General features: G+C 63.4%; 25 protein-coding genes and 1 rRNA gene. 18 read left to right on the top strand and 8 right to left on the bottom strand.

The window, feature by feature from the left end; all coding sequences use genetic code 11:
• A 16S ribosomal RNA gene (locus HY556_10945) occupies positions 1 to 490 on the bottom strand; the annotation flags it as partial.
• A gap of 800 nt (positions 491 to 1,290) precedes the next feature.
• On the opposite strand from HY556_10945, the gene HY556_10940 reads away from it, so the two are divergent.
• Positions 1,291 to 1,779, top strand: coding sequence for a class I SAM-dependent methyltransferase (locus HY556_10940; protein MBI4394290.1), 489 nt, complete (start codon positions 1,291 to 1,293; stop codon positions 1,777 to 1,779).
• 10 nt (positions 1,780 to 1,789) lie between these two features.
• Here HY556_10940 and fdhD read toward each other — a convergent pair whose 3' ends face one another.
• The gene (gene fdhD, locus HY556_10935; GenBank protein MBI4394289.1) at positions 1,790 to 2,593 is read right to left on the bottom strand and encodes a formate dehydrogenase accessory sulfurtransferase FdhD; all 804 of its coding nucleotides are present in this window, start codon (positions 2,591 to 2,593) and stop codon (positions 1,790 to 1,792) included.
• A 171-nt stretch (positions 2,594 to 2,764) separates the two neighbouring features.
• On the opposite strand from fdhD, the gene HY556_10930 reads away from it, so the two are divergent.
• The gene (locus tag HY556_10930; protein ID MBI4394288.1) at positions 2,765 to 3,688 is read left to right on the top strand and encodes a transketolase family protein; all 924 of its coding nucleotides are present in this window, start codon (positions 2,765 to 2,767) and stop codon (positions 3,686 to 3,688) included.
• 40 nt (positions 3,689 to 3,728) lie between these two features.
• Complete coding sequence (fsa, locus tag HY556_10925) at positions 3,729 to 4,379, top strand: fructose-6-phosphate aldolase (GenBank protein MBI4394287.1); 651 nt, start codon at positions 3,729 to 3,731, stop codon at positions 4,377 to 4,379.
• 53 nt (positions 4,380 to 4,432) lie between these two features.
• On the opposite strand, the gene HY556_10920 is transcribed toward fsa, so the two are convergent.
• Positions 4,433 to 5,746 carry a hypothetical protein gene (locus HY556_10920; GenBank protein MBI4394286.1) on the bottom strand — a complete coding sequence of 438 codons (1,314 nt, stop codon included), beginning with the start codon at positions 5,744 to 5,746 and terminating at the stop codon, positions 4,433 to 4,435.
• A gap of 205 nt (positions 5,747 to 5,951) precedes the next feature.
• On the opposite strand from HY556_10920, the gene HY556_10915 reads away from it, so the two are divergent.
• Together HY556_10915 and HY556_10910 are read left to right on the top strand one after the other, a co-directional pair.
• The gene (locus HY556_10915; protein MBI4394285.1) at positions 5,952 to 6,203 is read left to right on the top strand and encodes a hypothetical protein; all 252 of its coding nucleotides are present in this window, start codon (positions 5,952 to 5,954) and stop codon (positions 6,201 to 6,203) included.
• Positions 6,200 to 6,502, top strand: a complete 303-nt coding sequence (locus HY556_10910; GenBank protein ID MBI4394284.1) for a hypothetical protein — start codon at positions 6,200 to 6,202, stop codon at positions 6,500 to 6,502. Before HY556_10915 ends, HY556_10910 begins: the two co-directional genes overlap by 4 nt.
• Before the next feature lie 45 nt (positions 6,503 to 6,547).
• On the opposite strand, the gene HY556_10905 is transcribed toward HY556_10910, so the two are convergent.
• Complete coding sequence (locus HY556_10905) at positions 6,548 to 7,882, bottom strand: hypothetical protein (GenBank protein MBI4394283.1); 1,335 nt, start codon at positions 7,880 to 7,882, stop codon at positions 6,548 to 6,550.
• A gap of 103 nt (positions 7,883 to 7,985) precedes the next feature.
• Here HY556_10905 and HY556_10900 point away from each other — a divergent pair, with 103 nt between their 5' ends.
• From HY556_10900 to HY556_10890, 3 genes are read left to right on the top strand one after another with little or no spacing between them, the layout of a single operon-like run.
• Positions 7,986 to 8,684, top strand: a complete 699-nt coding sequence (locus tag HY556_10900) for a molybdenum cofactor biosynthesis protein MoaE (GenBank protein MBI4394282.1) — start codon at positions 7,986 to 7,988, stop codon at positions 8,682 to 8,684.
• A gap of 55 nt (positions 8,685 to 8,739) precedes the next feature.
• Positions 8,740 to 9,171 (top strand): cyclic pyranopterin monophosphate synthase MoaC, encoded by a 432-nt coding sequence (gene moaC / locus HY556_10895; GenBank protein ID MBI4394281.1) that lies wholly within the window; start codon positions 8,740 to 8,742, stop codon positions 9,169 to 9,171.
• Positions 9,168 to 9,671, top strand: a complete 504-nt coding sequence (locus HY556_10890) for a MogA/MoaB family molybdenum cofactor biosynthesis protein (protein ID MBI4394280.1) — start codon at positions 9,168 to 9,170, stop codon at positions 9,669 to 9,671. The genes moaC and HY556_10890 overlap by 4 nt, the downstream gene beginning before the upstream one ends.
• Before the next feature lie 96 nt (positions 9,672 to 9,767).
• Here the strand turns inward: HY556_10890 and HY556_10885 are convergent, their stop codons facing one another.
• Positions 9,768 to 11,048 carry an FKBP-type peptidyl-prolyl cis-trans isomerase gene (locus tag HY556_10885; GenBank protein MBI4394279.1) on the bottom strand — a complete coding sequence of 427 codons (1,281 nt, stop codon included), beginning with the start codon at positions 11,046 to 11,048 and terminating at the stop codon, positions 9,768 to 9,770.
• A gap of 241 nt (positions 11,049 to 11,289) precedes the next feature.
• Between HY556_10885 and HY556_10880 the strand changes: the two genes are divergently transcribed.
• On the top strand, positions 11,290 to 12,021 hold the full coding sequence (locus HY556_10880) for an HAD-IA family hydrolase (GenBank protein ID MBI4394278.1): 732 nt from the start codon (positions 11,290 to 11,292) through the stop codon (positions 12,019 to 12,021).
• A 43-nt stretch (positions 12,022 to 12,064) separates the two neighbouring features.
• On the opposite strand, the gene HY556_10875 is transcribed toward HY556_10880, so the two are convergent.
• Positions 12,065 to 13,357, bottom strand: coding sequence for a histidine--tRNA ligase (locus HY556_10875; GenBank protein ID MBI4394277.1), 1,293 nt, complete (start codon positions 13,355 to 13,357; stop codon positions 12,065 to 12,067).
• A gap of 165 nt (positions 13,358 to 13,522) precedes the next feature.
• Between HY556_10875 and HY556_10870 the strand changes: the two genes are divergently transcribed.
• A complete protein-coding gene (locus HY556_10870) occupies positions 13,523 to 15,655 on the top strand; it encodes a hypothetical protein (protein ID MBI4394276.1) in 2,133 nt (710 codons plus the stop codon).
• Between the two features lie 87 nt (positions 15,656 to 15,742).
• Positions 15,743 to 16,789, top strand: coding sequence for a deoxyhypusine synthase family protein (locus HY556_10865; GenBank protein MBI4394275.1), 1,047 nt, complete (start codon positions 15,743 to 15,745; stop codon positions 16,787 to 16,789).
• 74 nt (positions 16,790 to 16,863) lie between these two features.
• Here HY556_10865 and HY556_10860 read toward each other — a convergent pair whose 3' ends face one another.
• Positions 16,864 to 17,475 (bottom strand): HD domain-containing protein, encoded by a 612-nt coding sequence (locus HY556_10860; protein MBI4394274.1) that lies wholly within the window; start codon positions 17,473 to 17,475, stop codon positions 16,864 to 16,866.
• Positions 17,476 to 17,603: 128 nt separating this feature from the next.
• Here HY556_10860 and HY556_10855 point away from each other — a divergent pair, with 128 nt between their 5' ends.
• From HY556_10855 to HY556_10830, 6 genes are all read left to right on the top strand, one after another.
• A complete protein-coding gene (locus HY556_10855) occupies positions 17,604 to 17,987 on the top strand; it encodes a TRAM domain-containing protein (protein ID MBI4394273.1) in 384 nt (127 codons plus the stop codon).
• Positions 17,987 to 18,856 carry a hypothetical protein gene (locus HY556_10850; protein ID MBI4394272.1) on the top strand — a complete coding sequence of 290 codons (870 nt, stop codon included), beginning with the start codon at positions 17,987 to 17,989 and terminating at the stop codon, positions 18,854 to 18,856. The genes HY556_10855 and HY556_10850 overlap by 1 nt, the downstream gene beginning before the upstream one ends.
• A gap of 99 nt (positions 18,857 to 18,955) precedes the next feature.
• Entirely contained in the window at positions 18,956 to 19,813 is an 858-nt protein-coding gene (locus tag HY556_10845) for a hypothetical protein (protein MBI4394271.1), read from the top strand.
• Positions 19,810 to 20,883 (top strand): ArsA family ATPase, encoded by a 1,074-nt coding sequence (locus tag HY556_10840; protein MBI4394270.1) that lies wholly within the window; start codon positions 19,810 to 19,812, stop codon positions 20,881 to 20,883. Before HY556_10845 ends, HY556_10840 begins: the two co-directional genes overlap by 4 nt.
• Positions 20,873 to 22,933 carry a cation:proton antiporter gene (locus HY556_10835; protein MBI4394269.1) on the top strand — a complete coding sequence of 687 codons (2,061 nt, stop codon included), beginning with the start codon at positions 20,873 to 20,875 and terminating at the stop codon, positions 22,931 to 22,933. The genes HY556_10840 and HY556_10835 overlap by 11 nt, the downstream gene beginning before the upstream one ends.
• 65 nt (positions 22,934 to 22,998) lie before the next feature.
• A complete protein-coding gene (locus tag HY556_10830) occupies positions 22,999 to 24,777 on the top strand; it encodes a cation:proton antiporter (protein ID MBI4394268.1) in 1,779 nt (592 codons plus the stop codon).
• A gap of 98 nt (positions 24,778 to 24,875) precedes the next feature.
• On the opposite strand, the gene HY556_10825 is transcribed toward HY556_10830, so the two are convergent.
• Positions 24,876 to 25,409 carry a hypothetical protein gene (locus HY556_10825; protein MBI4394267.1) on the bottom strand — a complete coding sequence of 178 codons (534 nt, stop codon included), beginning with the start codon at positions 25,407 to 25,409 and terminating at the stop codon, positions 24,876 to 24,878.
• Between the two features lie 104 nt (positions 25,410 to 25,513).
• Between HY556_10825 and HY556_10820 the strand changes: the two genes are divergently transcribed.
• Entirely contained in the window at positions 25,514 to 26,884 is a 1,371-nt protein-coding gene (locus HY556_10820) for a tryptophanase (protein MBI4394266.1), read from the top strand.
• The last annotated feature ends 3 nt before the right edge of the window (positions 26,885 to 26,887 follow it).

The following is a 26,887-nucleotide window of genomic DNA, read 5'->3' as shown; positions in this document are numbered from 1 at the left end:
TTGGGCTGCGGGTATTACCGCGGCGGCTGGCACCCGTCTTACCCAGCCCTTACTCTCCATGCTTTTTAGGCATGAAAACAGCCGGCACAAAGTGCCGGCACTGGGAGTTCCCCTGTCGTGGTTGCCCACATTGCAGAGTTGTCGCGCCTGCTGCGCCCCGTAGGGCCGGGACTCGTGTCTCAGAGTCCATCTCCGGGCGACGTCTCTCAACGCCCGTACCCGTCGTAGCCTAGTCAGGTCGTTACCCTGACTACAAGCTGATAGGCCGCAGAGCCATCCTAAGGCCCCGGAAGTTTGGATCACAAAGCGTTCCAGCATCCGTGATCTATGGGGTATTATTCTCAGTTTCCCGAGAGTATCCCCCACCTTAGGGTAGGTTCTCCACGTGTTACTGAGCCGTCTGCCGAGGTCTTACACCTCTCGACTCGCATGGCTTAAGCTAACTCCAATAGCGGTGGTCTCCGGCAGGATCAACCGGAATTAACGAAGTCGCAGCGCCGTAAGAGGCTCTGCCACCTCGCAATCATGTTGCTCCGCACGGAATCGTTATTCCCAAAATCGCAGTGATTTTGGGGAAAGTACTTTTCCGATTAGGAATTGCGAACGAATACACATTATTCGTTCAGGAAGTCGCACGTTTGCGACTTCCGCGGGACTTTCAAGTTTCACCATCCACGCTGTTTGTTCAAACAGCGATATTGGTCTTCCTCGTCAGAGGCGAGAGGTCACGCTGCGTAGGTTGTACGCATCGGGTTTCTCGGCTCTCCATGAATCGAAGAGCCCTTTTGGGCACTTTTTGCGGCGACGCTTGCCGTTTTTCCGCGACTTGGATATCGCCGTTCAATGGACACAAGGTCCTCGGGCGAATTACGATCGCGGCTTGCCTCGGCTGCCACGTCGCGTCGTCCGCGAGAAGGCGGATGCTCTTTTACGAGCAAGGACGCGCGAAGTCAGGAAGCGTCTTCCCTACCTCGCCGGCACCTTTATGCCGGGTCAAAAGCAGCCGATTGCATCAACCGGTTCTATGCCGGTCGGCTTGGCATACAAGTCACAACCCCTATTTAAACGTAGCGAGCAGCGCCGCGGCGTGTCGAAGACTCGACCGGAAGCAAGCGTTTACTAGTACACTTAGATGCGAAACGCGGTCCATTCTGCGTGCCAGACCCGCCCAAAGTGACTGTCCACACCACTGCCCGGCGGGCTTGGGAGATGAAATACGCGCGCGAACCATTGCCTTGGCGGGGGACTTGGAGATCGCCCCTTCTTGACCTCGTGCGCAAGGGTGATGTGGTGTTGGAGTCGGGTTGTGGCGGGGGAAAGACATTGGCCTCACTGATCTCAAAAGGCGCGAGGGTGTTCGCGGTTGACTACGCACGGGCCGGTGTCCTCGGGGCGCGGGCCAAGAACCCCGAAGCGGACTTCGTCGTCGCGGACGTTGTACAAATCCCGGCCGCGGCGGCCATGGCCGACGTCGTCATCTCGAATTTCGTCCTGACGCACCTTAGCGAACGGGGACGGCCGGCCGCGGTGGCGGAAGCGCACCGCGTGCTCAAACCAGCAGGACTCTTCATCGGCGAGGTGTTCAGCCACAACGACCTTCGCGCCAAGGACCGCTTCGTCGTCAAGGAGGGGATCCCTTATTATTACTTCACGGAGGGCGAGTTGCGTCGTCTTCTCTCCGGCTTCGCGTCGGTGGACGTCGAACGCGGCGAGACGGTGAAGAAGGTGCGCGGGGAGAAGGTGGTGCGCGAGATCCTGCGCTTCGTCGGGCGTAAATGACGTGTCGCCCTCAGGCGGACCGTCCACCCCGTTCTAGCGATATCATCTTCTCGCCGCTGTAGAGGTTGAATCGCTGGCCCCGCAGGAACCCGATAAGCCCTAGACCGTACTCACGGGCGATGTCCACGGCGGAAGCAAGCGGCGCCGACTTGCTCACGACCAGAGGGATCCGCGCGCGAAGGGCCTTGAAGACGAGATCGGAGGAAAGGCGTCCCGTGGAGAAAAGCCACGTGTCGGCGAAGGACCGTTTCGCCAGGAGATGTTTGCCGATCACCTTGTCGACGGCGTTGTGGCGACCGACGTCCATCGACCACGTGAGCAGCCGCCCGCTCGGGTCGAACAGGAACGCGTAATGTTCTGCGCCCGTCTCCTGGAACGCCCGGCTGTGCATCATCACCTTCTCCTGCGCGTCAAACAGAGCGCGGGGTGTCAGGGTGAACGGGGCCTCCGCGTTCTTCAGCCGGTCGCCGATGCGTTTGCGGAAATTGACGGGCGGGCCGCACTCGGTCCATATGATGTTGTAGTTCTTCTTGAGGAAGGTCTTTTTCTGGTCGAACCGGCGCAAGGTGACGTCCACGTAGATTGCGTCATTCTTCTTCTTGCGTTTGATCGACATGATCTCATCTACGGATCGGATGAACCCTTCCGCAAAGAGGTTCCCGACCGCGAACTCCTTCACGTCGGTCGGCGTGCATATCGTGTCGAACGCCGCCTCCTTGTTGATCTCAAGGTGCAATAGAGCTTCTTCGGCGATCGAGTCCTTGACGCGGCTCATGCATCCTTCCTTGTACCTGCATATGGAGGCGCGCCGCACGAGGCAAAAAGCAGGCGCGGCCGTATGAGGCTTCGCCCGCACGGGTCCTCCCACGTGACGAGTTGGAAACCAGGTGGTCCTAGCGGAGGAGAGGAGCGGTCAAAGCGGCATGCGGTGCCGGCGGTGTATTTATCACCCACACGGCGCTTGCACGTCCAACACATGGCCCAGATGCGTAACCTCCGCGACGCTTACAGTCAGGCGCTCATCGAGGTCGGCAAGAAGAACCCGAACGTCGTCGTGTTGGACGCGGACCTCGCGCTCTCTACGAAGACGAAGCGCTTCGGCACCCTGTACCCGGACCGCTTCTTCGACATGGGGATAGCGGAGGCGGGGATGATGGGTACCGCCGCCGGGCTCGCCTCGTGCGGCAAGACCGTCTTTGCCTCCACCTTCGCGGTCTTTGCGACCGGCCGGGCGTATGACCCGATACGGCAATCCATCTGCTACCCAAACCTCAACGTGAAGATTGTCGCCACCCACGCTGGGATATCGGTCGGCGGCGACGGCGCCTCGCACCAGATGCTCGAAGACATAGGCCTCATGCGGGGACTTCCGAACATGCGTGTCATCGTCCCGGCCGACGCCAACCAGATGGAGGCGGTCATACATTTCATCGCCGACGAGTACGGTCCGTTCTACGTCCGATGCGGCCGCGAGGACTCGCCGCTTCTCGAGCAGGTCAGGGGTTTCGAATTAGGGAAAGCGCAAGTGCTTCGCGACGGGACCGACGTTTCGCTCATCGCCTGTGGGCTCGAGGTGTACGAGGCCCTCGTCGCCGCGGCGTTTCTCCACGAGGAAGGGGTGGAGGCGCGCGTCATCAATTGCCCCACCATCAAGCCCATCGACGGCGCCACGATCGAGAAGGCGGCGCGAGACACGGGGGCCGTCGTCACGGCCGAGGAGCACAACATCTACAACGGTCTTGGTAGCGCCGTGGCCGAGGTCCTGGTCGAGACGTATCCCGTGCGGATGGAACGCGTGGGTGTGCGTGATACGTTCGGCGAATCCGGCGACGCGAGCGAATTGATGAAGAAGTACCATATAGTGGCCCAAGACATTGCGGATGCCGCAAAGAGGGTGCTAAAGAGATGAAGCCGGGAGCGGGATTCATATCGAAACGGGGGAGTTGGAATTGAAGATATTCCTCGACACTGCGAACGTGAAAGAGATCAAGGAAGCCGCCGCGTGGGGCATCCTCGATGGCGTGACGACGAACCCGACCCTCATCATGAAGGAGGGCCGCGACTACCCTTCGGCGCTCAAGGAGATCTGCTCCATCGTCGACGGGCCGGTCTCCGCCGAGACGATCGCAGAGGATCATGAGGGGATGGTGCGTGAAGGTGTTGTGTTTTCAAAAATCCACGAAAACATCGTGGTGAAGGTCCCCATGACGGCCGAGGGGCTGAAAGCCGTAAAGCGGCTGGAGGCGAAGGGCATCCGTACGAACACGACGCTCTGCTTCAGTCCGACACAGGCCCTTCTCGTCGCCAAGGCTGGCGGCTTCATCGTGAGCCCGTTTGTCGGCAGGCTCGACGACATGAGCCACAACGGGATGGACCTCATCCGGCAGATCCTCAAGATCTACGGGAACTACGGTTACAAGACGCAGGTCCTGGTCGCAAGCGTGCGGCACCCGATACACGTGGTCGAGGCCGCAGAAGCCGGAGCGCACATAGCGACGCTTCCGTGGAAGGTTTTGGAGCAGATGGTGAAGCACCCATTGACGGACAGGGGGATCCAGCAGTTCCTCAAGGATTGGGAGAAGGTACCGAAGAACCCGTGAGGCGCCAGAGGCGGCGTGGGTATCCGTCCTGGGCCCTGCGCGCTGCCGTTCCCCTATGCGCTCGCGGCCTCGCTTTCGATGACGCTCGCCTCCTCCCTCGTGAGACCCAACGTCTCCCTTAGTTTGTCGAGCATCGCCCGTTCGTTGCGGTCGATCGCACCGTCCGCCCAGACGACGCGGGCCGTATCGCGATAGACCAGCAGTCTCTCGTCGCGGTTCATCGCCGCGATGGGTTTTGCCCCCGGTAAAGCTGCGTGCGCGACCTGCTCGGCGATCCGTTGCAAAGGCGACAGGGCGAAGAGGAGTAGACCGGCCGCAACGCCACCGACGAGCCAACCATAGACCTCACCGAGGGCGTTCTGGACCAATTGGGCGACCACGAAGAACACCGCAAGGAAGAAACCCGCGAGCGTCCCGCTCCCGATCGTCCACTTGAGCTTCACGTCGATGTCGAAGATGTGGTGGCGGACGAGCCCGTATGCGACGAGCAGGGGGAGCGCCACGCGCCAGAACGCGGCAAATACCATCGAAAGTGGCTCGGCGCCCGGGCCGTTTGTTCCGGTAAGGGCCAGGATCCCGAGCGAGACCGGGGCAAGAGCTAGACCGAAGAGGAAACGCCGGGTCGTCGACCGCGTCTGCGTGGAATCCTCCCGTCGCATGTTCCGGTACAGGATCCACGCCGCGGCGCAGACGACGATGATGGCACCGACGAATGAGACCGCGAGTCCGTACGAGACCAATGGTTGGTGTCGCCAGACCGCGCCGCTCTCGAGCGTCAGGAAACTAAGTCCGTCGTAGAGCGAAACGACCCCGAAACCAAGGCCGACGATGAGCATGGATTGGCGGGCAGGCCCAGGGCTGGACAGGGTGAAGTCCCGGGCACACGTGTAGACTATGATCGCGTAGGCGAGAAGAAAGATCCCTTCGAACACGAAGAGCGGCCCTGTGGTCGCGTTCATGGTCGGAGATTCGCCGGCGGCGACCGATCCGAGGTCCCAAAACAGGCGGTGATCGAAAACGTAGGCCGTCAGCGCCACCACTGTTCCGGCCACGGCAAGCGCTGCCGTGCCACCGGGAACCCCCTGGAGCACACGGCGACGCGGGAAAACCGACGCGAAGTACAATGCGGCAAACGCCAGGGGCAGCATAAAATAGGGATGAAGGCGCCACCAGAAGTCGGCATCCGCCGGACTGTCGGCTATGTTCGCCATCGCGTGACCCAGGCCCGTGAGGGCGCGTAGCGCCAATAACACGACAAAGGCCCGCACGGCCCGGTTGTAGGGGCTCAAGAAGGCGAGCGTGGCGGCCACGGCGAGAACGAGAGCCACTGCGGCAAGCTGTGGGGATTGGGCCGTCCAATCGTGCACGGGTACGCGGATGCAGACGGCCCCGTAAAATACGTTCGAAGTGTCGCTGCCTGCCCAAAACCGGTCGCCGACGCCGTCGGTCTGCCGGCCCGGCGCAAGGATCGTTGGGGCCCCAATCGATCGGCCTCGCAGCATCCACCCTTGGTTGCGCCACGTGATAACAATTAAGCGTCGACCGCAGCATTCCTGGATCGGGGGAAGACCTGTGAAATCACTCATCCTTCTGAAGGCAAAGCAATCAAAATGGGCGGAAGTCGTGGCACACTTGAGGACGGTCGGCGGCTTGACAAGCTACGAGCCGGTCTTTGGAAGCGTCGACGCGGTCTTGGAGGCCGAAGCCTCGAACCTGGCTGACCTGGAGCGCATCACCGAGCAAGTGAAGGATCATCCGGCCGTCGAGAGCGCGGAGGTCCTTGCGGGATTGGGCATCGAATACGAGAGGGGGCGGCCAGATTGAGGCATTGGAAGCTGATCGCACTTGTGCAAAACAGCGACGCAGCGATCCATCTCAAGAGCGACCAGGGGGGCGTGCAGCGACGGTCTCCGACGCGAGGCCTCCCAAAGCCTGCGTGGTTCGACCCCGCCACCAAGACCAAGGGCGTCAGCATGGTCGTGGTGACGCTTGGACGCTATGATGGGGCGATCGCGATCAAGGCGGAATCCTTCGAGAAAAGCATGGAGGTCGCAAAGGGCCTCCTCGAACTTCCTGGCGTGAAGCGATTGGAGACACTCATCGTTGCGCCTCACGACCATTGATTCGCCAATGACCGGGACGAGCGGGTCGAGGCCCTGATCCGCGTATCACGACGAGGCTGGCGTCGGGCTTTCGCCCCCCCGGTAATACATCAGCCCATTGTCCTTGGGCCCCGCCCTGTAGAACGGGTCTTGCGCGTTCGACACTTCGAACATCTCGGCGGCGCTACGTCCCGCACTCTGGTTCAGCCAGACCCTGACCGACCCCGCCGCAAACGACGTCTTCACCGGTTCGGTGGATGCGGACGAGCCGAGCGCCGTCGTCATCATGGGCGTGGCCGCCACGTCGAGTTCGAGCCCGTGCGTTTCGAGTAGCCTCGTGAATTGCCCTGCGTAGGACTGTGGCTCGTAGACGAAGAACGCCTTCGTCGCGTTCTCCTGGTCGGATCCGGCCGTCGCGGACGCCGTAATGAACCGTGCAGGATCGGCGGCCACGGCCTTGATCACCGCCATGGTGGCGATGAAATGAATTCTTACGCGTGTCTTGTAGCCGTCCCCGCTGCCAAGTGATCCGTCGGTTTCGAAAAGGAGGCTTGCGCTGTTGTGCATCGCATAGTGGTTGCGGTGGATGTCCGACCCTTGGCTCGAATCGGTCGGCGGGTAGATGCCGGCCCACCCGGGCCCGAATTCCTCGTTGACGGCGTTCTGCGCAACGGTCTCCAAGTCGTAGGCGGCCCGGGCGACTTCCTGGTGCACGAGCGGATTCTGGGGGCCGCCGATCTCGAAATGCACATTGTCAGGCGATTGCTCGGGGGCGCCTTGGAGGCCGCCGAACTCGTGGAGGTCGAGGATCGCCGCCGGCTGATGGCGGTTGAAGACCTCATGTAGTATCTTGCCTTCCGGGCTTTCGAGGTTCATGTGGTCGCGGTTGATGTCGATGCCCGTCGCGTTCCCGCGTCGATCGAGGTTGCGGCCATCGGGGTTCGCGTTCGGCACGAACACGAGGTTCACGCGCGATAGGATCGGATACACGTCGCTTCCCGCGCCCAACGCGAAAAGTTCCATCAACATGAGGGCCGCGTCGCTCCCGCTTGGCTCATTTCCATGTTGGCTTCCCGTGATCTGGATCGTGGCCTTGCCGGCCGTGTTGTTCTCGACAATGGCCACGGAGAGGATTGGTCGCCCAAGGCCCGAACGCCCTTCGAGGAAGATCGTGGCGCGTTCGCTTGCCTTGAGGCGCAGGGTCCGATTGACGATGTCATCGACCGAGGTGACGTTGGAGGGAATCGCTGAGAGCACGGTCGCGAGCGTCACATCGTAGGGAATCGTTCCCTTGACCCGGACACGCGGCGCGTTCTCCTTCACGTTCTCGGGCTCGACCGTTGGACCAAGGCACCCCGCAACGAGTATCGCCGTGAGTAGCAGGGCCACCGTTCTTTCCATCGGCTGCTGGATTGTGCCTGCCGCGCCAAATACGTTGTTGTGGGCCCTGGCCGGCGTGCGGCGAGCTTTTAAGGCACAGGCGCGATTTGAACGCTTGCGGAACATGGCGGACGAAGGCCCCGGAAAAAGGTTCAAGGCGAGTGTACTCCTCTTTGCGGAGCCGCGGGAGATAGTCGGCGCATCAAGGATCGAGATCGAGTTGCCGGAAGGTGCCGACGTGGAAACGCTCCTCCAGATGCTCTTCACTGAATACCCGCGCCTCGCACGTTTCAAGGGGCATCTCGCGGTGGGATTGAACCTTGAATACTGCGGCCTTGGCGCGAAAGTGGCGCCGGGCGACGAATTGGCGCTTCTTCCACCTGTCTCCGGCGGCTCGCACAGCCGGGTCAGGATCCAAGGAGAGGCTTTCGACGTCGGGGCGCTCACGGAGGCGCTTGAACGACGAGGCGCAGGCTCCGTGGTCACGTTCATCGGAATCGTCCGCACCGAGGCCAGGGGAGAAGCGGTGGAGACGCTCACCTACGAATGCTACGAGCCGATGGCCGTCGTGGAACTCGAACGACTCGTGGCTCGGGCGATGGCGAAATGGGGACTCGTCGACGCCCTCGTCGTCCATCGTGTCGGGACCCTTCGGCCGGGCGAACGGATCGTCTTCATTGGCGTCGCATCACCGCACCGCGAAGAGGGTTTCGAGGCGACGAAGTTCCTCATCGAGGAGCTCAAGGTCTTCGCCCCGATCTGGAAAAAAGAGGCCACGGTCTCCGGGACCCATTGGGTGGAGGGCGCTCGACACGGTCGCTAAGGCAGTGGGCAGGCGCGCGGGGCCTGGCAAGCGTGGCCGCGAGGGTGGGGCGCGCATGGTGTCCATAGGGGAGAAACCTGTGGTCCGCCGGATCGCCATCGCGCAAGGCGAGATCGCGCTACGAAACCGCACCATCCGCGCGGTGGCGCTGAAGCGCATCCATAAGGGCGATGTCCTCACCGTGGCCGAGGTCGCCGCCATCCGCGCCGTGAAGGCGACGCCGGACATCATCCCTTTGTGCCATCCCATACCGGTGACCGGCGTCTCGGTCAAGTTCACGGTCCTTCGTGACTGCATCAGGGTGCAAGTCACCGTCGAGGCGGATTACAAGACCGGCGTCGAGATGGAAGCCCTTGCCGGGGTGGCGGCCGCTCTTCTCACCGTGTGGGACATGACGAAACCGTTGGAGAAGGACGACGACGGTCAATACCCCGTAGCCAAGATCCGCTCCATCCGTGTCACGAGGAAACGGAAGGGTGGCGTGTGAGCCATCGCGAACACCGTGAAAAAGCACCCGTCGGGATCAAGGTCGCGATCGTGACGGTGTCGGATACGCGCACGCCCGAGACCGATGCAAGCGGCAAGATGATCGAGGAAGGTCTTGTCCGCTCGGGGCATTCGATCGTCTCGACGTCCATCGTGAAAGACGACGCGAAGGACATCGTGGCGGCGGCGATGACGGCGTCGGCGCTTGGTAGCGACGTGGTCATCTTCACCGGCGGCACCGGGATATCCTCCAGAGACGTCACCCTTGAGGCGTTACGCCCCCTTTTCGCCAAGGAGCTGCCGGGCTTCGGCGAACTCTTCAGGATCCTCTCGCACGTAGAGATCGGAAGCGCCAGCATCATGTCCCGGGCGACGGCCGGCATCACGGCGGCCAGGAAGCTTCTCGTGCTCCTTCCGGGCTCCACGCGGGCCGTCTCGCTCGCGATGGAAAGGATCGTCCTCCCGGAGTTGGGGCACTTGCTCGAGGAAGCGCGCCGATGAGCCTTCTGGCAGGCACTTGATCCGCGCGCGACGCACTTCTTGCGTGACGAGGAGTACGCGGCAGCATCCCGCGTGTCGCCACGGTGCCCGTAACTGTCAGGTCTCGTGCACGACACCGCGCACGTAGATGTCGAAGAACACCGGGACGCCGGCCAAGGGGTTCGAATTCGCGACCGTCACGGTGATCACGTCATCCGCCACGTCGGCCACGGTCGCCTCTATCGCGCGGCCGCCGGACGCTTCCCGGTACTTAAGGCCGATAGGCGGATCGTGCTCCACGACGATGGACTCGTCGTTGATCGCGTAGAGTCTGGATGAATCCGGCCAGTAAGGAAACCAGGTGAAGTCGGGGCCGGGAGTCGGAAACACCGTGAAGGTCACGTTGGTCTCGGTCACCGCCGTCACTATCGTCTCGTTCGTCCAGAAATCCGGGTACACGAAGCCTTCCGGCGTCAAGATGAGGGTGAAAGTATCGCCTGTCGATGCCTCGAATGAGAGCGTCGCGTTCACGGCGTCGAGCGCCACTATCCTGTAGACGAAGACGTTTCGACCCGATTCGAGCCGGATGACATCCCCCACGGCGCTCGATTCGTTGACGAGCCTGAAGGCGAAGCGGGGTCCAGAAACGGTCCGGTCGAGCGTAAAGGAGCGATCTATCATGGTCCTGCGTTCCCGTTCGAGGCTCGCGTTCTTTTCGCCGAACGCTTGGGCGGGCGTGAAAAGGAACGTCCGGCTCTCGCCTGAGCGCATCCCCTCGACGGCCGCGCCAAGGCCGGGGATGTCTGAGGCGCCGCCGGCGGTCACGTTGAGAGGCGAAAGCGCCTCGAACCTCGGCGGGCCCGCCCTCCTGAACGCGGCGTTCCCGCCCACGAACGCGTTGTTGGTCTCGGCCACCGTGTTGTCGTCGAGGCGCGCCACGTAATCTACGACCGCCGTGTCGCCCGCGTTCACGAGACCAAGGGCTCGTAGTTTGTTGACGACGAGGTCGAGGTTGGCGACGGCGCCGCCGCTACGCGCCGAGATCTTCGTTTCGACGTGGTCGGCGCCTTCCGGGGGGATGTGGAAGACGACGAACACGCCCGTAGCGTTCCCGGGTCCGATGATCGAAGGACCGGAGAGGCGGACCTCGCTTTCAAGGACGCTTCGCACCGTCACGTTCACCGTTTCTTCCACGTCGCCCGTGTTACGGACGATGAGCGGGAGCGTGATGAAAGTCTCCGGCGCGCCCGTCAGCGTGTCGAACGGGGTCACGAGCGATAGACGGCGCTCGGGTGTTGCGTGGGGGCCGAACTCGCTTTGGGCCGCGATCAACACGACGCCGAGCGCCGCGACAAACGCGATCGCTGCCAGCACACGGCTACCGACGGGGGCGGTCATCTGCGGTTGCAAGGAGCCGCGTGCCTGGTAAATAATCCTGCCACTAAGACGCCGCCGGGATGGACTGTAGCACTACGGGACGCACCCTGAAGCCTCATGTTTGAGCGGTATGGAACATGGCGGAAGCGGTTCCTTGGATCCCCTTTGGCGTTGACCTGTAAGCATGGACTCTGTCCCTTCTTGCGTCAGCGAACGGACCTGCCACCGGAAGGTTTTGGCATACAGGCGTCGTTGGCGACCCGTGGCTCTCAAAGCCGTCCTTTTCGATCTGCTTGGGACGATCCTCGACGAGCGAAGCGACTACGATGCCCTCGATACCGTGATGAGGGAAGTGCGGGACAAGTACGGCCTTGAGCGACCCGTGTCCGACCTTTCGGGCGAATTCAGCCTCGCCATCATGGACATGATACACGGTGAGGCCGCAGACGACGGCCTGCCGGCCGAGTACGTCCCGTTCGAAAAGGCCGCGCGAGACGTCTTCGTCGAGATGATGGACGCCTTCGGTTTCAGGGTGGATCGGGCCGATGTCGATTGGTTCTGGGGCCGCTACCTCGACATACAGCGACGATCATGGCGACTCTACCCGGAAGCGGCCGACGCGCTGAAGGAGGTCAAGGGCATGGGCCTTCACGTCGGCGTGGTCACGGATGCCGACCGGTACCTCGCCGGCGAAGCGTTGCCGATACTCAGGGCCGCCTCATGGGTGGACGCGGTCACCTGTTCGGAGGAGGTGGGCTTCCCGAAGCCGCATCCGGCGATATTCGAGGCCGCCTTGAAGAAGGCCGGCGTCCGCCCGGGGGAAGCGGCGATGATCGGGGACAGTTTCGGGCGGGACATCGAGGGGGCCATGGCGGCGGGGATAGCCCACGTGATCCTCGTGGATCGGCACGACGCGAGGAACGTGGACGTCGAGAAGGTGCGGGACCTGAGGCGCGTCCCAAGGATCGTGACGGATTGGATGGCCGGAACATGACCTTGGCGAGCCGGCGCCCGCACATCCACGGATCGAGTGGCCGTCACGCGGCCTTGAGGTGCTTGGCGACGTCTCCAAGCCTGACGCTCTCCTGGGCGCCCGTCTCCATGTTCTTCACGGTGACCGACCCTGATTCAAGCTCCTTCTTCCCGATGATGACGACACGTCTTGCCCCTATCGCGTTCGCATAGTCGAGGCATTTGGAGATGGAACGATCCATCAGGTCGGAGTCGGCGGAGATCCCGGCAGCGCGCAGGCCCACGGCGACCTCGATGGCCTTTCCCCGCGCTTCGGGTCCCACGGGGACGATGAACGCGTCGATACGTCCCTTCTTCACTTCCGTCTTCGGCGCGCTCGCAAGCAGCACGCGGTCGAAGCCGAGGCCGAAACCGCTCGATCCCACGCTCTCCCCGCCGAACATCTCTGCAAGGGAGTACGCTCCGCCGCCGCATACTTGGGACTCGGCGCCAAGGGACGGTGAATGGATCTCGAAGACGGCGCCAGTATAGTAGTCAAGACCGCGCACCACGCCAAGGTCGATGTGGAAGCGTTTGACGCCGTGGAGCGCGACGATCTCCGCGAGGCGCGTCAGTTCCTGGACGGCTTTGTGGGCGTTCGGTCTCCCGGAAAGAAGGTCCGCGGCCGTCTTCAGAACATCCGGGCCGCCAGTCGTTCCCGCCACTTCCTCCAAGAGCCCCGCTTCGGCGCTTGAGGCACCCGCGTCCTCCAGGAACCACGCAAGGCCCGCTTCCTTCTTGTCGATCTTGCGGTGCGCCTCCGCCTTTTTCGCTTCATCGATGGGGAGCGCGCCGATCAGTTCACGAAGTATCCCGATGTGGCCGATCCGTAGCTCGGCGTCCGACAGTCCTAGCGATTCCACGGCTTTGGCCGCGATCGCGATGACCTCCCCGTCCGCCTCGGGCCCACGCGGTCCTATGAGTTCGAGGCCGAACTGCCAGAACTCCCGGTACCTACCGCTTTGCGGTTCCTCGTAGCGGAAGCAGTTCCCGAAATAGTAGAGTTTGAGAGGCTTCGGCTCGCGCGATAGTTCGTTCACGTAGAACCTCAAGACCGGCGCCGTGAGTTCGGGCCTCAGGGTGATGTCCCGGTCCGACTTGTCCTTGAAGGCGTAGAGTTGATTCTTCACGCCTTCCCCCGATTTTCTGGTGAAAAGGTCCAGGTTCTCGAACGTCGGGGTGGCGACCTCGCGGTAGCCGTAGAGGTGGAAAAGGTCCCGTAGCGTGCTCTCGGCCCGGCGCCGCCGTTCCATCTCGTGCGGCCAGAAATCACGGGTGCCTTTCGGCCGCGCGAACCTTTCGCTTCTCTCCTTCTCCATCCAGGGCGCTTGAACCGCCCCGCCGTTTATAAGGGTGCTGGGCTGGAGCGAAGGCCCGCCGACGCGGTTTCGACCAGGGGACGCCGGTCACGGCCTCGCGATTCGGGCGATATCTCTTCCCCGTTTTCGGAAAGTTAAATACCGGTCGCCCTCTCACATTACCCATTGGCTGAAACGAACCCCTTGACGAGACCTGGCCGCTACAGCGCGGTCTTGCTCGTCGGCCTCCTGCTTTCCTCCATAGCGCTCCTGCCGATCACGGCAGAGGCCGTCGTGACGGTCGAGTCGCAGCTTTTCCTCCACAACAAGACGAAATCGTTCCTAGGCCGCGTCGACCAAAGGACGATGGACGCGTTCAGACCGACGAGCCCGGCAGACTCGATCATCGACATCGGTTACGACCCGAACGCGTGGGTCTTGGACCTTGAACTCGGCGCCGCCGAGTCCTTCAAGATCTCGAACGACGTCCAGGGCGTCATTTGGTACGATACCAACGCGACCGTCGCGGCTGTCAAGCTCGTGAACATGACGCTTTACGATCTCCCGCCGAATGGGACCTTGATCAAGATTGGTGAGGAGAGCCAGGAAATAGAACTCGAAGCGAGATCAAGTCTCCACCCGCTTGCACCAAAACCGAGCAAGGTCTTCGTTATCCCCACGCGAAACCTCACGAACCCCGTGATCGAGCGAGGACATTCCATAGCCGTTGGGTTCACGGCGATCGCGGCGAACGAACTGGTCCCCCCCACACCCCCGGAGGTGCCTCCGGAGGCCACCGCAAACGAATTCCGCCTCATCTACGACTCGGAGCAGCACCCGTCGTACATCAACTTCACGTACGAGACCGCCACCGTCGCGAAGGTGAAGCTCATCGCGGCCGAGCGCGACCTCGTGGTCGAGCCAGGTCACAGCGTCAACTTCTCGATGACGCTCCAGAACCTCGGTGACCTTCAGGACACGATAAACATCACCAATTCCACGCTTCTTCCCGGGTGGGACGTGATCATCACGCCGTTCCGCTTCCGGATGGAAGGCAATGCGAGCGCCAATTTCACCGTCGAGGTCGTTGCCCCTCCGAACCCGCCGGCGGGGCAGACGCAGGCCGTCGCCATCTACGCGGTTTCGGCTCGAGGCGCAACCGACGTCGCCGACCTTCTCGCTCGTGTCTCCACTGGTCAGGGGCCGCCCGTCGGGGAGACCTGTCCCGATGGTTCCCTGAGACCGAGCGTCGGGGATTGTCCTGCGGGTAACAACGAGACGGGGAACAATACGGGCGGAAACGACGGCCCGGACGGCCAGTTCGCGCAACCCTTCAATCCGCTTCGCCCGGTCGCGGATTCCTTCCGGTCCATGTTCGCGAGCGTTCCTACGCTTCGTGACAACGCCGATGCCCTGTCTATGGTGTTCTTGCTCCTGCTCCTTCTCATCATTTTGGTCATCGTGCTCGGTAGCCTTTCGACCAGGCCGAAAATCCTGCTCAAGTTGAAGGCCGCCCGCCTCATGGTCGAGCCCGGAAAGGCACGCCTTCTCGATATCGTGGTGACGAACAAGGGCCGCCTGCCGGAGTACGTCCAACTCGGCCTCGAACCGCTTCCGAGCGCTTGGGCCGCAAGCCTTGCGCGCACGGAATTCACGTTGGACCCCAGGGAGACGGTGACGCTCGGCCTTCTTCTCAAGCCGCCGCAGGATTGGCCAGCGCCGTCGCGAAAGACCGTCGAAGTGGTCCTTCGTTCGAAACGGCGCCCTAAGTACGAGCGCTCCGTCACGGCCAAGGTCATCGTGGTTCGGAAAGGAAAAGCGGCACGCCCTGCGAAGGAGAAGCGCGTGAGGCCGGTGCGCGAAAAGGGCCGCCAGGGGCCGAAAGAGCCCATCGCGAGGCCCGGCCCGAAGGAAGACGTGTTCTCCCTTTCGGCCGAGATGGGGGAGGACGAGTCGCTGCCCGAGGGGGAGCTTCCGGACCTGCCGACACCCGCCGAGCGACCGCTCATAGAGAAGGAGTTGGAATCGGGCCTTCCGAGCGGAGCGATACCAGGGGCGCCTTCCGGTTTCGAGGACGTCCACATCTTAGAGGTGAAGAACGAGCCCGAGGAGGTCGTTCGAGGGGAGATCGTCACGACGACCATCACGCTTGAGAACACGTCGAAAAAGGACGCGGGCGGCATCGCGGTGCGCTTGATCGTCAACGAGAAACTACGGGATCAGAAGGTACTCGCGATCAGGGGCGAACGCAGGATGACGGTCACGTTCAAATGGGAAGCGTACCTTGCCAACAATTCGGTGCGCGTTCAGGTCGCGTAGGCCCGACACACGGGGGCGTCCTTCGACGCGAAGGGGGCCCGCAAAACTTAAAACGCGAATCCTGCGTAACCGTGGACGGCGTTTCCCTTGGCCAAGATGACGAAGAAGGATTTTCTCCACACGCCCATAACGCAGGTCGACCTTGAGAAGATGAAGACCATCGAGGACCTCATCGACGCCTACAAGGGCGCGAGCTTCCAGGCCCGTAACCTCGGCACTTGCGCCCAGATCTGGGAGAACATGCTCACCGACAAGGAGCGCCCGACGATCGTCATGGGGCTTGCGGGGAGCCTCATGGCCGCGGGCCTTCGGAAAGTGCTTCGCGACATCATCAAGTACAACCTTGTGGACGTGATCGTCACCGTAGGCTCGCAGCCGTACCAGGACATCTACGCGGCACGCGGGTACGACTTCTGGAGGTCGTCGCCGGATGTCGACGACCTCGAGCTCAGGGAACATTTCCTCGACCGCCTCTACGACACGATCGTCGACGAGGAGAAGTTCCGTGAGACCGACGAGTACCTCGGCAAGCTCTTCGGGAAGCTCGAGACGCGAGGGTATTCGAGCCGGGAGATCCTCAAGTTCTTCGGCGAACAGCTCGACGACGAGGCCTCGTGGGTCGCCGAGGCCGCGAGGACGAACACGCCGATATTCGCCCCGGCCCTCAACGATTCCTCCATCGGCATAGGCATGGTGTCGCAGTACGTCAAGGCGAGGAAGAGGGGCGAGGCGTACCCGACCATCGACCCGATACGGGATGCATACGAACTGTCCCAGATCAAGTACACTTCCAAGAAGACCGGTGTCATCTACATCGCGGGCGGCATCAGCAAGAACTACATACAACAGACCGAGGTCATCTCTGAAGTGCTCGGCTACGAACCTGGCGGGCACCATTATGCCATACAGTTGACGATGGACAGCCCGCACTGGGGCGGCCTTTCCGGGTGCACTTTCGAGGAAGCGCAGAGCTGGGGCAAGATCGCGAAGGACGCGAAGAAGGCGCAATGCTACGTCGATGTCTCGTTGGGCCTTCCGATGATCGTCGGCGCCCTCATGGCGAAGCGAAAGGCGTGGGCGGGGCGAAAGCGCCTCACGATGAAGTACGAGGGCGACACGCTCAAGAAGCTGTAGACGGGCGCGCTCCCGTTCCCCGGTTTTCTCCCCGGAGTCCGTGATACTTACGACTTGGTCGTGGCGCCGCCGGGCTAACGACCGCCGGTCCTTCGCGCCTTCTCAAGTCCGCTCATGAGGCCGCGCCCGGTCTTCGTGGTGGCGGCACGTCGCGCCGACCTCCAGAAGGTCTCAAGCGTCTCGGGGTCCGCGCCCTCCCGCTCCAACGCCAAAGCCTCGATCGCCATCTCGACCTTGTCGAGCGACTTCACGAGGCGCGCGGCGACGCTCTTTCCCGACGAGTATTCTTGATGAGCGCGGCGGACGCGCGACGCGATGGGCGCATGCAGCCCGGCGAGGACGGTTTCAAGCGCCGCGGCCTCGATACGTCGCTTCGCCTTGGCCGGCACTCCGTCTCGCGGCGTGATGTCGCCGCACTCCGCCTCGGCGAGGTCATGAAGGAGCGCAAGTTCAATCGCTCGTCGGCGGATGCGAGGCGGGGCGACGAGGAACGCCATGAATGCGACACGCCACGAATGATCGGCGACGCTCTCGAACCGTCGGGCCGTCAACCTTGCCTGCCGCCAACCGCGTCGCTCGCGGCTCTTGAGGCGACCCGCGGACAGCACGACCTCCACGACGCCCGGGTCGAGGCGCCGCTTCGCGTCCTTTGCCCGTTGAGATTTGTTGCGTGTCCGGGCCGCCATGTGGTCCGAACGAGCAGCTGACGAATCTATTTATAGTCTGCTCGGATTAGCGCGAAGAGTCGCTGCGGCCGCGTAATCGCATTGGCGATTAGCGGTTGGGGGCGGCTAGAGACCAGGAGTTGACCAGATTGGCTTTCGGAAACCGCGCTCCGGCGAAAAGTGCCCCCAGGCCGCCGCCTGTAAAGGAAGGGAACCTGTACGAGCTGAAGATCGAGGACGTCGGCAAGGAAGGCGACGGCATCGCTCGTATCAACGGTTTCGTGATTTTCGTCCCGAACACGAAAGTGGGGGAAGCCGTGCAGGTCCGAGTGACCCGGGTGCTTCGCAAACTCGCCTTCGCCGAGGTCGTCAAGGCCGGCGGCCCCGTGAGCGCGGTCGAAGCCGAAACGAAAGGCCCCGCGCCCGCCGAGGAAGAGGGCGCTGGCGACGTCGACGGACCCGAGACCGACGCGGGCGACGACGAGGAACTTGAGGACGAGGGCGTCTGGGCGAAGGAAGAAGACGACCAATAGTGGCGCCGACGGGCGCCAAAGGGGACACGATGCCCCGAAACGGCCCCACGGACGATTCCGCTTCCGCGTCGCCTCCTTATGTGGTGGTGGTATCCGAACCCGATGTGGCGTCGGTCACCATCGGCCGCGCGCTCCACGACGCGGCGTCGTGGGAAAGGATCGGGTCTTTTGGGGGCCGTGACGTCCTTCGGTACGGTCGGCTGATCCTCTGCAAGATCGAGGACCTGCACATCTATCACGAAAGGTTGGACCTGGGGTTTCGCACCGAGACAGGCATCGTTCCCGCCGCCTTCATGTTCGCGTCAAGGCACCAGGCGGCATCGCGTAAGCACACACTCACGGTCCACCCCATCGGAAACTTCGCCGAGGCGAAATACGGTGGAAAGCCTTGGACGCTCGCCCCCGCGCCGGCGGCATTACAGTCGAAAGCACTCCGCCTCTTGATGAAGAACGCCGCGGGACTGCCTTACGACGTTTCGTTCGAGGCGACCCACCACGGGCCCGAGATGCGTGCGCCGTCCTTCTTCATTGAAGTGGGAAGCAGCGAGGAGCGATGGGGCGACGAGGAGGCGGCCGCGGCCGTCGCCCGCACCATCATGGGCCTCGGCGAAGAGACCGCGGGCATGGATCTTCCCACTTGCCTTGGCGTGGGGGGCGGCCACTATTCTCCACGTCCGACGGACGCGGTCCGTCTGGGGCGGGCAAACATCGGCCACATGCTGGCCAGGCACCATTTGGAGTCCGACCCCGTGCGGGCGTTGACGCTCGCCGCTGAACTTACGGGCTCAAGGCGAGCGGTCGTCGACCCACGCGATCTTCCCAGTGAGGCCGTTTCGGCCATGGACGTCCTCGGAATCACGCCCCTTTGAACGCATCGCCCAAGCAATGCACTCGCGCGCGGCAAGCGGGACCCATGCGGGCGTCCGGTTCTGCAAAAAACTGTTAAGCGCCGCCGCCGTACTGCTTCCGTGGCGCGGCCCCGGATAACGTTCTTCACGGGAAAAGGGGGAACTGGAAAAACCACCATCTCGGAGGCGTTCGCGCTCGGCGCGAGCCTCGCCGGAAGGAAGACTCTCCTTTTTTCCCTCCAACACCGTGCCACGCGCCAACGCGCCGCGGCGGAGCCGTTCGAGCACCTCGAATTCAAGCCGCGCCTCCTCGTCGACGAGGCCTTCCACAATTTCCTCAAGTTCCCGCTCGTCTCGCACATGGTGACGGGAAGCGCCGCCTACGACAGCTTCGTCGATGTCGCGCCCGGCGTCAAGGAGATGGCGGTCCTCAACCGACTGAGGGACATAGGACTCGCTGGACGCCACGACGAGATCGTCGTCGACGGCCTCGCCACGGGGCACGGGGCGGCGTTCTTCGAAGCGCCCGGAAAGAGCGAGGCGATGCTCGTCGGGAAGCTCAAGGACCGCTGCCGCGCGATACGGGTCATGCTGGAGGACCCATCGGTGACGCGCGTCGTCGTCGTCACAACACCCGAGGAGGTGGCGGTCCGCGAGACGGCCGACCTCCTCCTGAGGCTACGCGAAGCGGCGATGACGGTCCGCGCGATCGTCGTGAACAAGAACATCCCCCCGATGTTCGAACGACGAAGGTCACAGGCGACACTCTTGAAGCTGGCACGAGGACAGCCGCGTGCAAGCGACACGGCGGTGGAAGAGGCGGCGAGGGCGCTCGTCGTGATCCTTGCCCGTTCAAAGTCGCAGCAGGAACAGGCGCAACTGCTTCGCGACATAGGTCTGCCGCTCGTCGAGGCGCCCATGGTCTTTGGCGATTCGAAGGCCGAGAAACTCTCGAGTACCGTGGAGGGGCTCCTATGAGCCTCAAGGGAGACCTTGAATCGAAACGGCTCGTGGTCTTCCTTGGGCCCGGCGGGGTCGGCAAGACGACGCTCAGCGCGGCGGCCGCGCTTTCGGCGTCGAGGCATCGAAAGACCCTCGTGATGACGGTAGACCCGGCAAGACGCCTCGCGGACGCGATGGGCGTAGGACTCGGGGGGGCGGAGCACGAGGTCACAGGCGACCTCTCGGCGCTGATGCTCGACACGAAATCCGCCCTCGATCAACTCGTCCGAAGGTACGCCCCGAGCGATGAAGTGCGCGAGAAGGTGCTCGCGTCCACGTTCTACAGCCACCTTTCCGACGCCTTCGCGGGGAGCGAGGAGTTCGTGGCCGTCGGCACCTTGGACAGTATCCTCGCGGAAGACCGCTACGGCCTCGTGGTGGTCGATACGCCACCTAGGACGCACGCGATAGATTTCCTCTCTGCGTCCTCGCGGCTGGTGCGCGTCTTCGAATCCGGCCTTGTCCGGTTCTTCTTCAAGCCGTCCCGCATCGTGCGCCTTGCGGGGGGCCGCTTCGCGGACGCGGCCGCACGATGGACGTCGCAAAGGTTCCTCCATGAGGCCGCCGAGTTCATCAACAACTTCGACCAGATGTTCGTCGACCTGGAAGAACGGTCAAGGAGGATGGACGCGTTGCTTCGCGACCCCGAGAAGACGGCGTACTACATCGTCACGAACCCGGAGCGGCAGGCCATCGAGTCCGCCTTGCAATTGGAGGTGTCGATGACCCGGTTGGCCTTCAAGACGTCGGGCGTCGTCGTGAACCGTGTCATCCCGCGGTCGGACCCATCGGCCATGCACCGCCTTTCTGACGGAGGGCCGTCCATGGGCCTTGCCGGCGATGATCGCGCCGATTTCGTGCGCGGCATCGACCGCAGCGCCCGGCTCCATGCGCGCATCCTCGAGGAAGAGGAACGGGCCATGGCCTTGCTCGAGCACAGCTTCTCGGTCCGCCCCATCATCGTCCCGGATCTTGGCGAGAGCGTGAAGGACCTCCGATCCCTAAGGCGGCTTGCACGTTGCCTGGAGGCGGCGAGTGGAGGTTGAAGGACTCGTCGTCGCCGGTGCCATGGTCGCGTTGGTCGGTGCGGCCGCGCGAGGCGCCGCCGTGTTGACGAAGGTGCCCCCTGTCGCTCTCTACGTCGCGGCAGGCATCCTCATCGGCCCCGAGACGCCTTTCGCAGGGCAGTTCCTCGGACCGGAGAACGCGCGGATCCTTTTCGACATAGGGATGGTCCTTGCCCTCTTCTTCCTAGGCCTCGAATTCCGGGTGCGCGAGATCGTGAACGTCGGCGGTGTCGCGGCGCTTGCCGGGGCGACAGGCGTCGTCTTCATGACGGGTGTGGGATTCGCCGCAGGTCGCGCCATCGGTCTCTCCCCGCTTTCGAGCGCCGTCTTGGGCGGCGTCGTGGCGATAAGCAGCACGACACTAGTTCTTCATTCCACTCGCGAGGAGCGAATGTCCGACGAGGCGCGGCGCGTGCTTCTCGGCGTCGCCTTGGTGGAGGACGTCGCGGCCGCGACCCTAATCGGACTATATTCGACCGTGGGCCTTTCGGGTTCGTTCTCCGCCGGAGAGGTCGTAAGTGCCCTTGGGCGCGCGGTCATCCTGCTGTTCGTCTTCACGGCCCTTGCCGTGCTCGTGGCGCCGCGGCTCTTGAGTGTTCTCAGCCGGCCCCGCGGCGACTATCCGGCGATAATCGGGACGGCCGCCGTAACCGCCACGGCCGCCGGGGCAGGGACTCTCCTCGGGTTCTCGCCGGGCCTCGGCGCCTTCATCATGGGCGCCGCCGCCGCACAGTCGGACGCCGCACGGCATATGGTCGTAGTCGCAAAGGGGTTACGCGAGGCCGTCGTCGCCTTCTTCTTCGTGACGATAGGCCTCCTCGTGTCACCGACCGTGCTCTTCGTCAACCTTCCCCTCATCCTCTTGATCGCCGTGGTGGCGATCGTCGGCAAGACCCTTGCCGCGACCACGTCGATGTTCCTTCTCGGGGAGACGGTGCGTGATGCGAGCCTCACCGGGACGCGTCTTGCGCGGTTCGGGGAGTTCTCCGTCGTCTTGGCCGGCGTCATCGGGACCACGACGACCGAGGGGGCGGTCCTCTTTGCGGCGGCGGCCGGACTTTGCATAGCGTCGACGCTTTCCGCCCGCCCGTTGGGGGCGGCCACGTCGGCGCTCGTCGGCGCGCTGGAGCGCGGGGCGCCGCGATCGGTCAAGTCCTTCTCGTCCGCTTATCGCGGTTGGATGAGGGGGGCGCGATCCCGCGCGGCGGCGACCTCGGCGGCCGGCCGTCAGGCCCGCCACCTCATGGCGCGCATCTTCGTGTCCGCCGTCTTGGTCGCTGTGATGGTGAACCTCGGCCTCATCGCCACGAAGGTCGTCCCGCCTCTTCTTGGAGGCAACGTTCGCCACGACGACGCGGCCATGGGTATCTGGTTCGCCACGGCGTTACTGGCGGTTCCGGGGCTCTTGTCGATGGCGGCGTCGGCGGTGAGTCTTTTCCGTCTTCTCTTCCGACCGACCGGCGGGGAAGCCGTGCTCCTCAAGAGGCTGATCGCGCGGCTCCTTGTCCTCTCGGTCGTCGCCTTCGTGGGCGTCATGGCGCTCTTGCTCTCTTCCGGGCGACTCGCGCCCGTGGAGGTCGTCGGTGGCGTTGGCTTGATCGTCGTCGTCACGGCGCTCGTCCTGTGGCGGTCCATCGATTCGTTCCACCGCTCGTTGGAGTACGCGCTGCATGAATCATTCTTCGGTGGCGAGGAGGAGGGACCCGATGAGGAGGCCCTGGTCGAGAGGCTCCTCCACGCCCACCCCGAGGGCGTGGAGATGAGGCGCATCGTCGCGACGGCCGGAAGCGGACTCGTGGGCCTATCGATCGCCAGGGGCTTTGACGATCAATTCCAGGGTTCCACCGTGATCGGCATAAGGCGATCAGGCAGGCCGATCGCGACGTTTTCCCGCTCGTCGGAGATCGAGGAGGGCGACGTGATACTCCTTGCCTTCGAAGGGGCAGAGGAAGACGAGGCTGGCGGCAAGGCACGAAGAAGGGACGGACGCGGAGGCGCCGTCGATGAAGGCGGACGCGGGAGCCCTTAGCGCTCAACGTCTGGCAAACTGTAAATGTGGGGACGCGGCTTTTCCCGGCCGGCTGGACCATTCTCGTGGCAGGCGAAGACGTCATCCTCGCTAGCATCCTCATCGCGAGCGCCGCGCTCGTCACGGAACGCATCGCTCGCAAAGTAGGGCTTCCACCGACGACCCTATACCTCGTCGTCGGCGTGGTGTTCGCAAGCGGGGGACCGAGCCCGGTTCAACCGATCAGCCTTGAGATGGCGCAGTTCGTGGCCCTCGGCGGCATCGTCCTCGCGTTTTTCGCCCTTGGCACCGATGTTTCCATCCGAGAGGTCACGAAGACCGGCGGTGTCGCGGCGTTCATAACCGTGATCGAGGTCCTCGTCGTCCTGGTCTTAGGGTTCACCCTGGGCCAGGCGCTCGGCCTTTCGCCTATCGCAAGCGGCGTCTTGGGAGCGGTCATGTCCATCAGCAGCACCACGCTGGTCCTCTATTCCTTCCGGCGGGAGAACCGTGACCTCCCTTCAAAGGACGTGGTCGTCGGCGTGCTCCTCATGGAAGACGTCGCCGCCGCGGCCCTCCTCGCCGTCTTCTCGGCGCTTATCCTTTCCGGCTCCTTCTCCGCCGTGGAGGTGACGGAGGCGATGGGGCAGACGGCGCTTCTCATGCTGGTCCTCGTCGGCCTCTCTGCGATCGCGGCACCTTACATCATGCGCGCCTTGGTCCGATCGCGACGCGATTGGCCGATCGGGGTCGCCGCGTCGCTGCTCGCCGTCGCGGCGGCGGTGACGAGCTCGGAGCTCGGCTTCTCACCGGCCCTGGGCGCTTTCGTGATGGGGGCCGCAGTCGCCCAATCGGTAGGCGGAGAGCGGCTCCGTCGCGTCGTCGAGATGGGCCGCGAGACCGCGCTCGGCCTCTTTTTCATCTCCATGGGGCTTCTCATGGATCCCGGTGTTGCGCTTTCGAACCTGCCGGCGATCGGGGCGATCGTGGCGGTTGCGATGCTAGCGAAGACCATCGGGGCAGGATCCGGTTTCTTCCTCGCAGGGCGAAGCGCAGTCGAAAGCGTGAGGATCGGCGCGACGATGGGACGCTACGGGACGTTCGCGATCGTGCTCTCGACCGTCCTCGGTCAGGCAACGAGCGAGGGCGCCCTCGTTTTTGCAGCGGGAACGAGCCTCTGTCTCATCACGAGTATCGTCGCCCCCCCGTACGCAGCGGGTGTGGCAAGGGGCGCCATCGCCCTCCATAACCGGGCTCCGAGGGAGCTGCATCTACTCTCCGGGTACTACGCGGCGTGGGTCGGAAGGGCCCGGGCAAGGATCGCCGCGGACTCGCCCTCCGGCAGGAAAGCGCGGTCGGTCCTTCGGCGCGTTTTCGTCTCAGCGCTCTTTCTTGCGATACTCGTGAACCTCACGGTCCTTCTCGCCCGGATAGTGCCGGGACTCGTCGCGGCCCAGAATCGCACCAACGCGCTTCTCATCGTGTGGGTGGGGGCGACGCTTCTTTCGATCCCCGCGTTCTTCTCCCTCTTCACAAGTCTCCAGACGCTTTATTCGCTGCTCGTGAGACCCGAGGGGGAGCGCGCGCGACTTCTCCGAAGCGCGGCTGGTGCGGTCCTGCTCCTCGTCGCGCTCGTCTTCACAGTCGTCATCGTGGTCTTTTTCGCTTCCCGCGCGGCGGTTTCGCGGGAGCTTCTCTTGGGTGTCGGCATCGTGGTCCTCGCTTTCGCCGTGCTCTTTTGGGGGTTCGTCACGCGTCTCCATGAAGCGCTCGAAGGTCAGCTCCACGTTGGGTTCTTCGAGGACGCGCGCGACACCGGCCATCCACCCCGCCACAAAACAGGGCCCAGTGAAGGGGAAAAGTAGCGACTATGTTGTTCGACGCCCCGCCGCCCATGATGGCGGTCACAGGACCCGCGTCACTCCTCTCCTCCTGTGGATCTCGGATCAGCCTTCGTGCTGCGTCATGGGCGACGCCGTTTTCCGATCGCGACCACCCCGGCAGCAGCGACCAACAGGCCAATGACCGTGACACCGGCCCCGGGTGATGCGAGGCGGCTTCCGTCCGAGGGCGCCGTCATCGCGCAGAGGCCTTCCGGGACGGACGAGAGACACGCGTAGTTTCCGCCAAGGCGGAACGTCACGTTGAAGGAGCGCGTCGCAGGCGGATCGGGGTCCCAAAGGATGGAGTGGGTGCCCGTTTCGGGCGCAGTGTAGGCGCCCTTCCCGGAGACGTTTCGCGCTTCGTTGTACTCGATGGTCTTGTCGTCGCGGTGCGTATGCACGTTGAAACCGATCACGGTCGGGGGCGAGGTGCTCCACTCGTACTCGATCACATCTCCGCGCGACAGGTTCAGGTCCGTCTCACCGAACCGGCCGGGCTGTATCGTGAAGGACCCGACGTGTGCCGTTTTCGCCGTTGCCACCTGGACCGCGGCGAGCCCAAGGATGACGGCCATCAGGACGAAAACGGTCGCGAATGACGATCTTCGACGCACGGCGTGCAAAACGGTGGCCGTCGCTTCAAACCTTGCGTCAAGACGGCGCGGCCCATGAAGGATCGCCCAAAAGTGTAATGTACAAAGTTATACGTCCACCTTGTATGCGCCCGCCGCCAGAGCCCTTCCGCGTGAAGACCGTCGAGAGGATCCGGCTCACGACACGGGAAGAACGCGCTCGACTCATCCGGGACGCGGGGTTCAACCCATTCCTCCTTCGCGCCGAACACGTTTACATCGACCTGCTCACCGACAGCGGCACGGGCGCCATGAGCGACGAACAGTGGTCCGCGATCATGCGAGGCGACGAGGCGTACGCGGGATCGAGAAGCTTCTACGAGCTCGAGGCAGCCGTTCGCGAGGTCATGGGCTTCAAACGCGTGATCCCCGTCCATCAAGGTCGCGGCGCGGAACGCGTGGTCGCCGAGGCCGTGATCAGACCGGGAAGCGTCATCCCGGGTAACGCCCACTTCGACACCACCAAGGCCCAGATCGAGCACAAGGGAGGGGCCGCCGTCGACTGCACGATCGACGAGGCGCGCGTGCGTGACTCGAAGGAACCGTTCAAGGGAAACGTCGATATCGCGAAGCTCGAAGCCGCCGTCAAGCGGCATGGCAAGGAGAACATCCCGTACGTCCTCGTGACCGTCACTTGCAACACGGTCGGTGGCCAACCCGTTTCGATGGCGAACCTCCGCGCGGTGCGCGAGGCCACGAAGCGCCACGGCATTCCGCTGTTTCTCGACATGGCGAGGTACGCGGAGAACTGCTGGTTCATCAGGGAACGGGAACCTAGCTACGGGAAACGGTCGGTCGTCGAGATAGCCCACGAGATGAGCAGCCTTGCCGACGCGGGGCTCATGAGTGCCAAGAAGAACGCGCTCGTGAACATCGGTGGATTGATCCTCACGCAATCGGACGACTTGTACGAGCGATTCGCCCCGTTTGCCGTGCTCCACGAGGGCTTCCTCACTTACGGCGGACTCGCAGGTCGCGACCTCGCCGCGATGGCGGTGGGCCTCAAAGAGGCGGCCGACGAGGATTTCTTAAGGCACCGCGTGGCACAGGTAGAATACCTCGCGGAGAAACTCGTGGCCGCCGGTGTACCGGTCATCACGCCGCCCGGGGGCCATGCAGTGTTCGTCGACGCCGGCGCTTTTCTGCCGCACATACCGGCGAAGAACTACCCGGGGCACGCCTTGGCTTTGGCCCTCTACGTCGAGGCCGGTGTCCGGGCCGTCGAGATCGGCACACTCATGGCCGGGCGCGACCCGAAGACCGGTGACGAGACAGGCGCGGCCGTGGAGATGCTTAGGCTCGCGATCCCCGCGCGCGTCTATTCGACCGCGCACCTCGACTATGTCGCGGACGCGTTCAGGGAAGTGGCGAGGCACAAGGCCGAGATCCGGGGAGTGCGGTTCGCCAAGGAATCGAGGACCTTGAGGCACTTCACGAGCAGGTTCGAAATGGCCTAAAGC

This window comes from Euryarchaeota archaeon (assembly GCA_016207515.1).
Taxonomy (GTDB): domain Archaea; phylum Thermoplasmatota; class SW-10-69-26; order JACQPN01; family JACQPN01; genus JACQPN01.
Note: the sequence above shows the minus strand (reverse complement) of the source record. Positions and strands in the feature narration are given on the sequence as shown.

Coding starts and splice junctions, on each gene's coding strand:
- HY556_10840 (MBI4394270.1), top strand. CDS start 19,810: ATGAGCCTCAAGGGAGACCTTGAATCGAAACGGCTCGTGGTCTTCCTT.
- moaC (MBI4394281.1), top strand. CDS start 8,740: ATGGTGTCCATAGGGGAGAAACCTGTGGTCCGCCGGATCGCCATCGCG.
- HY556_10820 (MBI4394266.1), top strand. CDS start 25,514: ATGCGCCCGCCGCCAGAGCCCTTCCGCGTGAAGACCGTCGAGAGGATC.
- HY556_10900 (MBI4394282.1), top strand. CDS start 7,986: ATGGCGGACGAAGGCCCCGGAAAAAGGTTCAAGGCGAGTGTACTCCTC.
- HY556_10885 (MBI4394279.1), bottom strand. CDS start 11,048: ATGACCGCCCCCGTCGGTAGCCGTGTGCTGGCAGCGATCGCGTTTGTC.
- HY556_10860 (MBI4394274.1), bottom strand. CDS start 17,475: ATGGCGGCCCGGACACGCAACAAATCTCAACGGGCAAAGGACGCGAAG.
- HY556_10930 (MBI4394288.1), top strand. CDS start 2,765: ATGCGTAACCTCCGCGACGCTTACAGTCAGGCGCTCATCGAGGTCGGC.
- HY556_10875 (MBI4394277.1), bottom strand. CDS start 13,357: ATGGAGAAGGAGAGAAGCGAAAGGTTCGCGCGGCCGAAAGGCACCCGT.
- HY556_10905 (MBI4394283.1), bottom strand. CDS start 7,882: ATGGAAAGAACGGTGGCCCTGCTACTCACGGCGATACTCGTTGCGGGG.